This window comes from Paraburkholderia sp. RAU2J (assembly GCF_003634845.1).
Classification (GTDB): domain Bacteria; phylum Pseudomonadota; class Gammaproteobacteria; order Burkholderiales; family Burkholderiaceae; genus Paraburkholderia; species Paraburkholderia fynbosensis.
This window is the reverse complement of the sequence record NZ_RBXG01000002.1, coordinates 1,393,753-1,406,453: the sequence shown is the minus strand read 5'-3', so window position 1 is coordinate 1,406,453 and position 12,701 is coordinate 1,393,753. Positions and strand designations below refer to the sequence as shown.

General features: G+C 65.1%; 13 protein-coding genes. 5 read left to right on the top strand and 8 right to left on the bottom strand.

Annotation, left to right across the window (positions count from 1 at the left end; translation table 11 throughout):
• Positions 1-32: 32 nt before the first annotated feature.
• Positions 33-1,469: an FAD-binding oxidoreductase gene (locus B0G69_RS23835; RefSeq protein WP_199731325.1), complete on the bottom strand. Its 1,437-nt coding sequence runs from the start codon at positions 1,467-1,469 to the stop codon at positions 33-35.
• On the bottom strand, positions 1,466-2,455 hold the full coding sequence (locus B0G69_RS23830; RefSeq protein ID WP_121321580.1) for a 2-oxoglutarate and iron-dependent oxygenase domain-containing protein: 990 nt from the start codon (positions 2,453-2,455) through the stop codon (positions 1,466-1,468). The genes B0G69_RS23835 and B0G69_RS23830 overlap by 4 nt, the downstream gene beginning before the upstream one ends.
• 288 nt (positions 2,456-2,743) lie before the next feature.
• Between B0G69_RS23830 and B0G69_RS23825 the strand changes: the two genes are divergently transcribed.
• The 5 genes from B0G69_RS23825 to hutC (B0G69_RS23805) all read left to right on the top strand — a co-directional run bounded on the left by B0G69_RS23825 (position 2,744) and on the right by hutC (B0G69_RS23805) (position 6,739).
• The gene (locus B0G69_RS23825) at positions 2,744-3,571 is read left to right on the top strand and encodes a transporter substrate-binding domain-containing protein (protein ID WP_121321578.1); all 828 of its coding nucleotides are present in this window, start codon (positions 2,744-2,746) and stop codon (positions 3,569-3,571) included.
• Between the two features lie 81 nt (positions 3,572-3,652).
• Complete coding sequence (locus tag B0G69_RS23820; RefSeq protein ID WP_121321576.1) at positions 3,653-4,303, top strand: amino acid ABC transporter permease; 651 nt, start codon at positions 3,653-3,655, stop codon at positions 4,301-4,303.
• Positions 4,304-4,327: 24 nt separating this feature from the next.
• The gene (locus B0G69_RS23815) at positions 4,328-4,990 is read left to right on the top strand and encodes an amino acid ABC transporter permease (protein WP_121321574.1); all 663 of its coding nucleotides are present in this window, start codon (positions 4,328-4,330) and stop codon (positions 4,988-4,990) included.
• A gap of 13 nt (positions 4,991-5,003) precedes the next feature.
• On the top strand, positions 5,004-5,873 hold the full coding sequence (locus tag B0G69_RS23810) for an amino acid ABC transporter ATP-binding protein (protein WP_121321572.1): 870 nt from the start codon (positions 5,004-5,006) through the stop codon (positions 5,871-5,873).
• A gap of 62 nt (positions 5,874-5,935) precedes the next feature.
• Complete coding sequence (gene hutC / locus B0G69_RS23805) at positions 5,936-6,739, top strand: histidine utilization repressor (RefSeq protein WP_121321570.1); 804 nt, start codon at positions 5,936-5,938, stop codon at positions 6,737-6,739.
• A gap of 43 nt (positions 6,740-6,782) precedes the next feature.
• Here hutC (B0G69_RS23805) and hutC (B0G69_RS23800) read toward each other — a convergent pair whose 3' ends face one another.
• The 6 genes from hutC (B0G69_RS23800) to B0G69_RS23775 form a co-directional block, all read right to left on the bottom strand.
• On the bottom strand, positions 6,783-7,571 hold the full coding sequence (gene hutC / locus B0G69_RS23800) for a histidine utilization repressor (protein ID WP_121321568.1): 789 nt from the start codon (positions 7,569-7,571) through the stop codon (positions 6,783-6,785).
• Positions 7,572-7,662: 91 nt separating this feature from the next.
• Positions 7,663-9,312, bottom strand: a complete 1,650-nt coding sequence (hutH, locus tag B0G69_RS23795; protein WP_121321566.1) for a histidine ammonia-lyase — start codon at positions 9,310-9,312, stop codon at positions 7,663-7,665.
• 38 nt (positions 9,313-9,350) lie between these two features.
• Positions 9,351-10,142 (bottom strand): ATP-binding cassette domain-containing protein, encoded by a 792-nt coding sequence (locus tag B0G69_RS23790; RefSeq protein ID WP_121321564.1) that lies wholly within the window; start codon positions 10,140-10,142, stop codon positions 9,351-9,353.
• A gap of 47 nt (positions 10,143-10,189) precedes the next feature.
• Entirely contained in the window at positions 10,190-10,945 is a 756-nt protein-coding gene (locus B0G69_RS23785) for an ABC transporter permease subunit (protein ID WP_121321562.1), read from the bottom strand.
• Between the two features lie 14 nt (positions 10,946-10,959).
• Positions 10,960-11,682: an ABC transporter permease subunit gene (locus B0G69_RS23780; RefSeq protein ID WP_121321560.1), complete on the bottom strand. Its 723-nt coding sequence runs from the start codon at positions 11,680-11,682 to the stop codon at positions 10,960-10,962.
• 88 nt (positions 11,683-11,770) lie between these two features.
• Positions 11,771-12,595, bottom strand: coding sequence for a transporter substrate-binding domain-containing protein (locus B0G69_RS23775; protein ID WP_241991546.1), 825 nt, complete (start codon positions 12,593-12,595; stop codon positions 11,771-11,773).
• Positions 12,596-12,701: the final 106 nt, after the last annotated feature.

Genomic DNA, 12,701 nt, shown 5'->3' with positions numbered 1-12,701 from the left:
TCCTGTACCTCTCGTCAACAACGCCCCCGCGCTCAGAACAGCTTCCCCGGATTGAGAATGCCATGCGGGTCCAGCGCCCGCTTGATCGCGGCCATCGCCGCCAACTCCGCCGGCGACCGCGAGATCGGCAGAAATTCGCGCTTGAGCAAACCGATGCCGTGTTCCGCCGACACCGAGCCATGCAACGGCCCGAGCATCTCATAGACGAACGCGTAAACCGCATGATGATCGACACCAGCAATCGAATGGCCGTCGACGGTCACATGCAGGTTCGAATCGCCGATATGCCCGAAGAAATACGACGCGTTGCCTGGCCAGCGTCGCTCGAGCGCCGCGCGGCAACGCTCGACGAACGCGCCAATCTCGCCGATCGGCAAGCTCACGTCGAAGTTGATCGCGTCGAGGCGCACCGGAAACTCCGCGGTGCATTCGCGAATCGCCCACAGCGCGCGCGCGTCGGCCACCGATTGCGCGATCACCGCATCGCGGATCGCGCCCGCATCGAGCGCTTCGGTCAATGCGGCAGAGAAGCGTTCACCGTCGTCGCTCGCATCGAAGCTCGCGTGTTCGATCAGCGCGTAGAGCGGATGCGCGTCGGCGAATGGAGAACGGGCGCCGGTCAGCTTCACGCCGAAGTCGTAGAAGTCCGGCCACATGATCTCGAACGCGCCGATGTCGTTGCCGAAGCGAGTCGACAAACGGCGCAGCAGATTCACGGCGGCGTCGTAATGGTCGAGTGCGACGAGCGCCGTATGACGCGCCGCGCGCTGTGGATGCAGCCGCAACACCGCGCGCGTCATCACGCCGAGCGTGCCTTCCGAGCCGATGAACCAGTGCTTCAGGTCGTAGCCCGTGTTGTTCTTGACCATCTTGCCGAGCGACGTCAGCACGTCGCCATTGGCCAGCACGACTTCGAGACCGAGCACCTGATCGCGCGCGGTGCCCGACTGGATCACGCGATTGCCGCCCGCGTTGGTCGCGAGATTGCCGCCGATCTGGCATGAGCCGCGTGCGCCGAGATCGAGTGCGAGTTCGAAGCCGGCGTCGGCGGCGGCTTCCTGCGCGGCCTGCAACGTGGTGCCGGCGCGCACGGTCAGCGTGGCCGATGCGGTGTCGATCTCTTCAATGCCGCTCAAACGTTCGAGCGACAGCGCGATATCCGTGGCGCGCGCAATCGCGCCGCCCGCGAGGCCGGTCATGCCGCCTTGCGGTACCACTGGCTGGTGCGCCGCGTGACAGATGGCGAGCGCGCGCGAGACCTCGTCGGTGGTGCGCGGCAATAGCAGCGCAGCGGGACGCGTCGGGTCGTGACGCGTCCAGTCGGTCAGCGCGCGTTCGCCGATCTGTTCGCCGACGCGCACCGAGTCGTCGCCCAATGCGGTGCGCAGTGCGTCGAGAGTCTGCGCGAGCGGCGCGGCGCCGTGAGTGTCTTCATGCGTTGTGCCAAGCGTGCTGCCATGATCTGTCATGCAGGGGTTCCTTGCGTTCCTTGAACAGCGTGTTTCTTCCGATAGCCCATCGAATCGTTGATGCGCCCGAGGATATAGTCGCCTGCGGCGACCGGCTGATACTTGAGTTCGGCGTCGCTCGCGCCAAGCTCGCGCGGATCGACTGTCGCGCCGTAGGTCGGATCATAGAACGTCGCGATCGAATAGCGCTCGCGCCCCGATGCATTGATCACGCGATGCAGTGTGGAGCGAAAGCGGTCGTTGGTCCAGCGCGCAAGCAGATCGCCGACGTTCACGACGAAGCTGCCTTCAACCGGCGGCGCCTCCACCCATGTGTCGTTGGCGATCTCGCGCACCTGCAGGCCACCCACCTGATCCTGCCATAGCAACGTGATGCAGCCATAGTCGGTATGCGGCGCGACCCCGAACTGATCTTCGTCCGACTGAGGAGGCTGCGGCGGATAGTAGACCATCTGCGTGCGCTGCATCCGTTTCGTATAACGCGGCGCGAAGAAATTTTCGTCGACGCCAAGGCTCACCGCCACTGCGCGCAGCAGATCGGCGCCGCACGCCGCTACCGCTTCATAGTAGCCATACAGTGCGGGACGTAGCTCCGGCATGAAGTCCGGCCAGTTGTTCGGCCCGCGCAGCGCCTGGCCCGCGAGCACGTCGGGATCGTCTTCGGGCAATTCCAGGCCGATGCTGAAGAACTCCTTGTAGTCGGGCCGCTTCGCCTGATACATGGTGGCATCGCCGAGCGCGTTGAAGCCGCGATGCCGATGATTGACGGCCGCGCGCCGCTTGGTCTCCGGTGAAAACGCGAAGAACCGGCACGCCGCGGCGGCGGCGGCGTCGATCGACGCTTGCGGCACGCCGTGATTGACGATGTAGAAGAAGCCGATCGTCGTACACGCTTCACGGATTTGCGCCGCGACTCGCTGCAAGGCCTGCGAGTCGCCCGCGCGCACGCCGGCGAAATCGATGATCGGAATGCGGGTGACGGGCATCGCGTTGCTCCCTGAAGGCCGGTTGAATCGACTGACGAAACACGCGCACGAAGCGCCGCGCGGGAAGCCCGCCAAAGCATTCGCGCGCCCACTGCATTGCCGTTGTATATACCGCCAAAAGCGTACCCGCAAGCTGCATTTCAGCCCTTCATATCAGGGCTTTTCTCTAGCCGAACGTTTATTTATTTTGCGCGAAAAACGCGGTATATACTGCCTCGCATGACTCGCGCCGAATCCCGACGAACGCACCGCTTTCGCGCGACACCGCTTTGCCAACCGGAGAATCCCATGAGTATCCTTGCAGGCTGGAAGTGTCGTCTGGTCATGGTCGCGTTGTGCGCGGCAAGCGTCGCCGCCCACGCGGAAGACCAGCTCGCCAAAGTGAAGAAAGCCGGCGAACTGGTGGTCGGCACCGAGATGCAGTTCGCGCCGTTCGACTTCCTCGAAAACGGTCAGCAAGCGGGTTTCAACAAGGACCTGTTCGCCGAGGTCGGCAAGGAAATGGGCGTGAAGGTCCGCTTCATCGACCTGCCCTGGCCGAGCGTGCTGCCGGGTCTCGAAGCGGGCAAATTCGACATGGTAGGCGGCCCGTTGACGGTCACGAAGGCGCGCATGGAACGCTACACGTACACGCTGCCGGTCGCGGACGCCACCGACGCGCTGCTCAAACGCGCGAACGATTCATCGCTCAAGCAATCGGCGGATATCGCGGGCAAGACTGTCGGCGCGGGCAACGGTTCGGCGCAGCTCGATCAATTGAAGGCCTACGCGGCCACCTTGCCGAAGCCGCCTGAAATCCGCGAATACGTCGACAACAATCAGGCTTACGCCGATCTCGCCGCCGGCCGCATCGCGGCGGTCGCGAACTCGATGACCAATATCGCGTACGTGGCCAAGCAGCGCCCGGAGACGTTCGCCGTCGTGCAGCCGCCGTTCGGCGCGAAGGTGTACTTCGCTTACGCGTTGCGCAAGGACGCGGACAGCAAGCCGCTCGCCGACGCGTTCAACGCCGCGCTCGTGAAGATGCACAACGACGGGCGCCTCGCGGCCTTGCAGAAGAAATGGTTCGGCGTCGCGATGGACGCGCCGACCACGATGCCCGTTCCGAACTATTGATCACCTCACGCGGCGTTTGACGCACACGGTGCGCCGCGACGCGTCGCATCGCCCTCCATCGTTCCAGCGAGTGCTCCGCCTATGTTCAGCACGACCGTCTTCGTTCAGGGCTTGCCGTTGCTGCTGCACGCGGCGCTCGCCACCATCGGCATTTCGCTGACGGGGCTCGTGATCGGCTTCTTCGTCGCGATCGGCGTGTGCGCGGCTCGGCTCTCGCCGAAGCGCGCGGCGCGCATGGTCGGCGGCGCTTACGTGTTCTTCTTTCGCGGCGTGCCGATGCTCGTGCAGTTGCTGCTCGTGTACTATTTGCTGCCGTTCGCGGGCATCAACGTATCGCCGGTCGTCGCGGCGATCAGCGCGGTGTCGCTATGTTCCGCGTCATATATCGCCGAGATTTTGCGCGGCGGTTTTCTCAGCATTCCACCAGGTCATCTCGAAGCCGCACGCATGCTCGGGCTCTCGCCGTTCGACATGCTGCGGCGCATCCTCGTGCCGCAGGCATTCCGTCTCACGCTGCCGTCGCTCGTCAATGAAATGGTGCTGCTGATCAAGGCTTCGTCGTTGATCTCGGTGGTCGGCGTGGCCGAGTTGACGCGCACCGCGCAGAACATCGCCGCCAGCACGTACCGGCCACTGGAAGCGTATCTCGCGGCGGGGCTGATCTACTTTGTGATCTGCGGTGCGCTCGCGCTCGTCGCGCATACCGCCGAATATCGTTTGCAGCACGCCTGATTTCGCCCCTACGCCACCCACGCCATGCAAACGCTCGACCCCACCGTCATCACGCACAACCTGCAGCCGATCGCGGCGGGTCTCGCGACGACGCTCGGCACCTGGGCCGCGGGCGTCACGATCGGCCTTGTCATCGGGTTTGTGATCGCCGTGCTGCAACTGTTCTGCGGACGCTGGGTGCGCGGCGCCCTGCGCATCTATATCGAACTGTTTCGCGGCACGCCGTTTCTCGTGCAACTGTTTCTGCTGTACTACGGCGGCCCGTCAATCGGCCTCACGCTCGAACCGATGACAGCCGGGGTGCTGGGCCTCGGCTTCTACGGCAGCGCGTATTTTGCCGAAGCATTCCGCTCCGGCTTCCAGTCCGTGCCGCCGGGACATCTCGAAGCGGCGTCCTGTCTCGGCCTCACGCGCTGGCAAGCCGTGCTGCGCATCCAGGTGCCGCAAATGCTGGTGCTGATCGTGCCGGCGCTGACCAATCTGATCATCGTGCTGAGCAAGGAGACCGCGGTGCTGTCCATCGTCACCGTGCCCGAGTTGACCTTCGTGCTGACCGGCATCGGCTCGGCTACCTTTGCTTTCGTCGAAACGCTGCTGGTGCTGTGCGTGTGCTACCTCGCGCTGGTCGAGCTGACCTCGCGCGCGGGCATGTGGGCCGAAACCCGCATCGCACGCTTCATCGCATGAAACCGGAGCCCTTATGAACGCCATCGCCGACATGCCCTCCTCCGCGTCCGCCGCCGGTGTTGCCACGGTGCCCGGCGCACCGCTGATCGAAGTGCGCGATCTGCGCAAACGCTTCGGCGACGTCGAGGTGCTGCGCGGCGTCGATCTGCAGATCGCGCGCTCCGAAGTGGTGTGCATCATCGGCCCGTCGGGCTCCGGCAAGAGCACGCTGTTGCGCTGCCTCGCCGCACTCGAAACTTACGATCAGGGCGACGTGCGCATCGAAGGCGAACTGCTCGGCTATAGCGAGCGCAACGGCAAGCGGGTGCGCGCATCGCAGGGCGAAATCAATCGCGTGCGGCGCAACGTCGGCATGGTGTTTCAGCAGTTCAATCTGTGGCCGCACATGAGCGCGCTCGGCAATGTGATGGAGGCCTTGCTGCGCGTGCGGCATCTGTCACGCGACGAAGCGCGCCGCCGCGCCAGCGCGATGCTCGACACGGTGGGCCTCGCGCACAAGGGCGACGCGTATCCGGCGAAGCTCTCGGGCGGCCAGCAGCAACGGGTGGCGATAGCGCGAGCGCTCGCGATGGAGCCGCACATCATGCTGTTCGACGAGCCGACCTCGGCGCTCGATCCGGAGCTGGTCGGCGAAGTGCTGCAAGTGATGAAACAGCTCGCGCGCGACGGCATGACGATGGCGGTCGTCACGCACGAAATGGGGTTTGCCGCACAAGTCGCGGACAAGGTCATGTTCATCGACCAGGGCCGCATCGCCGTGCAAGGCAAACCGCGTGACGTGTTCCACGATGCCGGGCAGCCGCGTCTGCGGCAATTTCTGCAAAACTACTTCGATCGCAACGCGTTCTGGACGCGCGAAGCCGACGACGCGCCGCCGCTATGAACCCGCGCCGCCTTCCACCCGTGCCCACGCCCGCCTCACACAACCGCTAGCGAGCGCCGCCGATGACCTCCACGGTTCGCAGCAAGGCTCACGACAAACCGCTTGCCGCGGCGGCGCTGAAAACCGCGCGCGCCGCCGACGAGATACCAGCCGCGCGCTACGAACAGGTCAAGCACCACATCCGCCAGATCATCGAATCGGGCGCGCGCCAGGCGGGCGACCGTTTGCCATCGGAACTGGATCTCGTCGCCACGCTCGGCGTGTCGCGTATGACGGTCAATCGCGCGCTGCGCGAACTGGCCGACGCGGGGCTCGTCACGCGTGTCTCGGGCGTCGGCACCTTCGTCGCGCAAAGCAAGCCGCAATCCACGCTGTTGATGATCGCGCATATCGGCGACGAGATTCGCTCGCGTGGACACGAATACCGCTGCGATACGGTGCTGTCGCAACGCGAGACGGCGTCGGTGAGCGTGTCGAACGCATTGGGACTCGCGCCTGGCGCCTCGGTGTTTCACGTGACCTGTGTGCATCGGGAGAACGGCCTGCCCGTGCAGTTGGAAGACCGCTATGTGAATCCGGCAATCGCGCCGGACTTTCTGCAACAGGATTTCTCGGCGCTCAGGCCGTCGGAGTATCTGCTCGAAATCGTGCCCGCGCACGACGTCGAGCATGTCGTCGACGCGGCGCTGCCGACGCGCGCCGAAGCCGAGCTGCTGGAAATTCGCGTGGAAGAGCCCTGCCTCACGCTGATGCGCCGCACGTGGACAAGCGGCGTGGCGGTGACGTTCGCGCGCTTCGTGCATCCGGGCTCGCGTTATCGGCTGGGTTGCCGCTTTTCGCCGGACATGTCGCAGCGCCAGGGCTGACGCCCCTCGCGCTGCCGCCGTGATGCCTTGTTATGAAACCGCGCTAGACGTTCCCCGCCAGATGAAAGCGCGACGCCGGATGCCATAAGCGCACCGACGTCGCCACGTCGTCGCCGACCCACGTGCGACGCCAGAGCTGCAAGCACGGCTCGCCGATATCCATCGCCAGATGCCGGCGCACATGGGCGTCGGGCTTCTGCGCGTAGATGCGAAACTCCGCGCGCTGGATCGGCGCGAGCCGGACCATGTAGTGATTCGGCGTTTCGACCGTGAAGTCCTGCTGCAAATACTCGGGGAATACTTGCGGATTGACGTAGCGGTCCTCGTACTGGATCGGCTCGCCTTCCTCGCTGTGCACGATGCACGAGTGAAACGCCGGGCCGCTCGCGAGTCCGAGCGCTTCGAGCGCCTGCGGATCGTCGCTTGGTTCGAGCGTGAGCACGCGCGCCGCGTGACGATGGCCGCGCGCGGCGATTTCGTCGGCGATATTGCGGATTTCCAGCACCGTCGATTCATAACGCTGCGGCGCGACGAACGTGCCGGAGCCTTGCACGCGCGTGAGCACGCGCTCGGCGGTCAGCTCGCGCAGCGCGCGCGACACCGTCATGCGCGCAACGCCGAACTCCTTGACCAGCTCCATTTCGGATGGGATCAGCCCGTTTGGCTTCCAGTCGCCTTCGCTGATGCGTTTGATCACGTAGCGCTTGATCTGCTCATAGGCTGGCATCGCCCTGACCGGCATCTCGCGGTGGCGCTCGCCGTGGTTCTGCGTCTGGGCGCCCGGCGCGGCGGGTGCGTTCGGTGCGGTTTGCGCGTTTGTCGTTGTGTTCACTCCGACCTCGTGGGTAGTACGCGGTGGTACAGGGTTGTGCACCGAAGCCGGTTCGCCGGCGGGTCAGCCCGCTCACCGGCATTGTTGTCCATCATGCCATGTGGGCGGCGGCGTGCCCGTCATTGACCGCGGCGCTCGCGGCTGCACGGACGTTGCCCGCGGCCGCCAGATTCGTCACCGGCACGCGCGCGAACTGCTGCGCACCGTCGACGGAGGTGGCCGGCCGAGGCCCAATGCTACCAGGGTTCGGCAACGGCGGCGGCGCCTCGTCGGCGATCATCCGGAACGCGACGCTCATGTCGTCGGCGAGCGGGCGGTCGTCGCGATAGGTCGGCACGACGCACCGCACGCGTTGCCGCAGCGCTTCGGTATGCGGCGCGCGCGGCGCGTCGATACTTTGCAGATCGTAGGCTTGCGCCGCCGCCAGCAATTCGATCGCGACGATGCGCCCGGCGTTGTCGATGATTTCCAGTGCCTTGAGCGCGGCGGGCGTGGCGTGGCACAGGTGATCCTCCTGCAGGCCCGACGTGATGCCGCCGTCGAGGCTCGCGGGCATCGCGAGGCGTCGGTTTTGCGCAACCAGCGAGGCCGCCGTGTACTGCGCGATCATGAAGCCCGAACAGGTGCCGCCCGGCTCCGCGAGAAACGCCGGCAAGCCGCTGACGAGCGGATTGACGAGACGGTCGAGGCGCCGCTCGGCCATCGCGGCGACCTGGGCGATCGCGGTGGCGAGGCTGTCCATGGCCAGCGCGATCGACGCGCCCACCGCATGCGCCTGCGAATAGACACGCGGCGCGTCCGGCGTGCCGGCGACGATCGGGTTGTCGGTGATCGATGCGAGTTCGCGATTGACCACGTCGGCGGTTGCGGTCAGCACGTCGCGCGCGGCGCCGTGCACGTGTGGGATGGTCCGCATGCTCAGCGGGTCTTGCGTACGTTGACCGGCCACCGTTGCGAGAATGCCGCTGTCGGCGAGCGTGATGCGCATCCGTTCGCCGACCAGATTGAGGCCGGCGGAAATGCGCAGCGCGAGCGAGTCTTCGTCGAAGGCCGCGAGCTGCCCGCGCAGATTCTCGAAGCTCATCGCGGCGACCATGTCGGTCCAGTCGAGCAGACGTGCGGCGCGCGCCATCGCCAGCGCCGCGAGGCCGGTGACGCACGGCGTGCCGTTGATCAGGCTCAGCCCTTCCTTCGCTTCGAGCACGAGCGGCTCGAGCCCGAGCATTTGCAAAGCGTCGCGCCCCTTGAGCCGCTCGCCGCGATAACGGACATGTCCCTCACCGATACAGACCAGTGCGATATGCGCCATGTGACTCAGATAGCCCACCGAGCCGAAGGCGGGCACCTCGGGCAAGCAATCGGCGTTGAGCAAGGCCACCAGTTGCTCCGCGACTTCGAGGCGAATCCCCGAATGCCCGTGCGCGAAGTTGTTGACGGCCGCGGCCATGATCGCGCGCGTCTCGGCGGACCCGAGCGGCGCGCCGACGCCGACCGCGTGGCTCATCAGAATGTTGCGCGAGAGCGTGCGCTGCTCGGCCGGCGACACGATCACGTCGCACAGCGCGCCCACGCCGGTATTCACGCCATACGCGCGAATCCCGCGCGCGACGATCTGCTCGACGAGAACACGCGCCGCCATCATGCGCGCGCGGGCATCGCCGCAAAGCTCGAGCGGCTCGCCGGCGGCGACTGCCGCCACCTGAGACCAGTCGAGAGGACGTTCGGAACGGATCACGGCCATGATAGTGCTCTGCTCGGTCAATTACCTGGTGATACTGATCAGTGGGTGCTGCGGTCCTGATGACTCGACACGAATTGCCGGAAGCGCTCGGACTTGCATTCAACGAACACTTCGTCCGGCGTGCCGTCCGCTTCCACTTGCCCCTGGTGCAGGAACATCACGCGGTTCGACACATGACGCGCGAAACCCATCTCGTGCGTGACGACCAGCATCGTGCGGCCTTCTTCGGCGAGCGAGCGCATCACGCGCAGCACTTCGCCCACCAGTTCGGGGTCGAGCGCCGAAGTGGGTTCGTCGAACAACATCACCTTCGGATGCATCGCGAGCGCGCGTGCAATTGCGACGCGCTGCTGCTGACCACCCGACAGATGCGCCGGGTAGTGCCCGCGCTTTTCCGCGAGGCCGACTTTCGCGAGCAAGGCCTCGGCCTCTTCGACGGACTCGGCGCGGCTGCGCTTTTGCACACGCATCGGCCCTTCGATCAGATTCTCCAGCACCGTCATGTGCGACCAGAGATTGAAATTCTGGAACACCATGCCGAGTTGCGAGCGCACGCGGTCCACCTGGCGGCGGTCGCTCGGTTGCAGCTTGCCGTCGCCGCGGCGTTTCATCTTCAGTTCCTCGCCAGCGAGCGCGACCGAACCGTCGTCGGGCGTTTCGAGCAGGTTCAGGCAGCGCAGGAACGTGCTCTTGCCCGAGCCGCTCGCGCCGAGAATCGAGATCACGTCGCCCTGGTGCGCATCGAGCGAAATGCCCTTGAGCACGTGATGCTCGCCAAACGATTTATGAATGTTCTTGACCGACAGTGCGACGGGTGCCATAGCGTTCATGGAATTCTCCAGGTTCAATCCAGATTCAAGCCAGACGGTCCGGTCATTCAGGACGTGGCGCGGCGCGTTTCAGTGGTGCCCGAGACCGGACGGCTTGTTGTGCGCTGCGCGGGCGCCGCGCGCAAATGGCGTGACAGACGCGTTTCGAGCAGCCCAAGCGCACGCACGATCACGAAGTTCAGAAACAGATAGATCAGCGCCGCGCAGATGAACACTTCAGTCGTGCGATAGCTCTGCTGGATGATCTGTTGCGCGACGCCGGTCACCTCCCACACTGTGACGAGGCTCGCGAGCGCGGTCGACTTGACGAGCAGCACGGCTTCGGTCGAATACGCGGGCAGACACTGGCGCAACGCAATCGGACCGATCACACGGCGCAGCAGCGCGAAGCCCGACAGGCCGATCGCATGGCCCGCCTCGATCTGCCCGACCGGCACGGCCATCAGGCCGCCGCGAATGATCTCGGCGGTGTATCCGGCCGTACACAGCGCGAGCGATAAAACCGCGCACAGGTATGGCTCGCGCAATACCGGCCACAGGAAGCTCTCGCGAATCACGCCGAACTGGCCCATGCCGTAGTAGACGAGGAACATCTGGATCAATAGCGGCGAGCCGCGAAACACGAGGATATAAGCGCGTGCGAAGCGGTTCGGCAACCAGTGCGGCGAGACGCGCATCGTCACGATCACGAGCGACAGCAGGCCGCCGAGTATCAGCGAGCAGAAGAACAGCCCGAGCGTGGTCGGCACCGCGGCGATCAGTTGCTTGAGCGTGTCGAGCAGAAAGTCGAAATCGAAATGCATGGTGGCCGCTCCCGTCAGTTGCGCGCGAAGTTGCGCTTGAAGGACCGGCCCACACGCGCCTCGGCGTGGTTGAAGACCCGGTTCGAGATGCTGGTCATCAGCAGATACAGCGCGCCGCCCACTACGAAGAACGTGAAGTACTGATGCGTGGAGCCGGCCGCCACCTGACTCGTGCGCAGCAGCTCCGCGAGCCCCGTCACGGAGATCAGCGCCGAATCCTTCAGGCTCAGCTGCCAGACGTTGCCGATGCCCGGCAGCGCAAAGCGCAGGACCTGCGGAATCAGAATGCGGCGCGCCATCGTCAGCGTCGGCATGCCGATCGAACGCGCGGCTTCGAGTTCGCCGCGCGACACGGCCAGCACCGCCGCGCGATACACCTCGGCCTGATACGCGCCCGAAATCATGCCGACCGCCAGTGCGCCGACCACGAACGGCGGCACGCCGACGAAACCTTCCGCGCCGAACCACTGGCCGACGGTGGTCACGAGCGTCGAGCCGCCGAAATAGAACAGATAGATCACGAGCAGTTCGGGCACGCCGCGAAACACCGTCGTGTAGATATCGCCGATCACGCGCAGCGTGCGAAAGCGCGACAGCTTGGCCGCCGCCACCAGCGCGCCGAGCACGGCGCCTACCGCGAGCGCGGCCAGCGTGAGCGCGACCGTCATCAACGCCGCGAGCAGCAGCACGCCGCCCCAGCCTTCCGGCCCGAAGCCGAGCATTTCTATCAGAGCCATTCCCTACTCCTCGTCCATGACCGCGGATCGAACCAGCCGGCATGCGCACGCTCGTTGCGCGCGCCGCCTCTACCGAGCGCTCAACGCATCAAGGCGTGACGTCGGTCTTGAACCACTTTTCGGAAAGCTTCTTGACGGTGCCGTCGGCGAGCGCTGCACCGATCGCGGTGTCGAACTTCGCCTTCAGATCGGCGTCCTGCTTGCGGAATGCGAGCCCTTCGCCCGGCCCCCAGATCGGGCCGCCGATCTTCGGTCCGGCCATCGTGATCGACGCCGTTTCCTTCTTGTCGATGTTGGCGGCGTAGTAGGTCACGTCGTCGAACGAAGCGTCGATGCGGCCGTTGGCCAGATCCAGATCGCGTTCAGGCGAGGTCTTGTAGACGCGAATGCTGGCGACGTCCTTGAAACCGTCGTTGATGAATTTGGTGTAGACCGTGCCCGACTGGATGCCGATGGTCTTGCCCTTCAACTGCTTGCGCAGCGCGTCGATGGCCGGCTGGTCGGCCTTCGGGTCGCCCGAGAGCTTGACGATGGCGGCGCTCGGCGCAGCCTTCGGCAAGATCTTCGCGTCGGCCACGGCGAACGTGGCAGGCGTCGCGGCGTAGGGCCGCGAGAACGCGATGATCTTTTCACGCTCCGGCGTGATCGAGATCGCATCCATCAGGACGTCGAACTTTCCGGCTTGCAGACCGGGAATCATGCCGTCCCAATCCTGCGCGACGAGGTTGCATTGCAGCTTGGCGCGCTCGCACAGATTGGCGACCAGTTCGGGCTCGAAGCCGCCCAGCTTGCCGCCAGGCAAGGTCAGATTCCACGGCGCGTAGCCGCCTTCCAGCGCGATCGTCACCGTCTTCCAGTCTTTGGCCTGCACCGGGGCCGCGAAAATCGCCACGGCGCCGAGAACGGCGCCCATCAATGCGTTTGCTGCCGTTCTGCGCTTCACTTTCACGTCGAAACTCCTTTGATTGAGGAAAACCGTCGAGCTGGGTGTCTTAGCTTTTTTAGTTGGCGTTGATTTG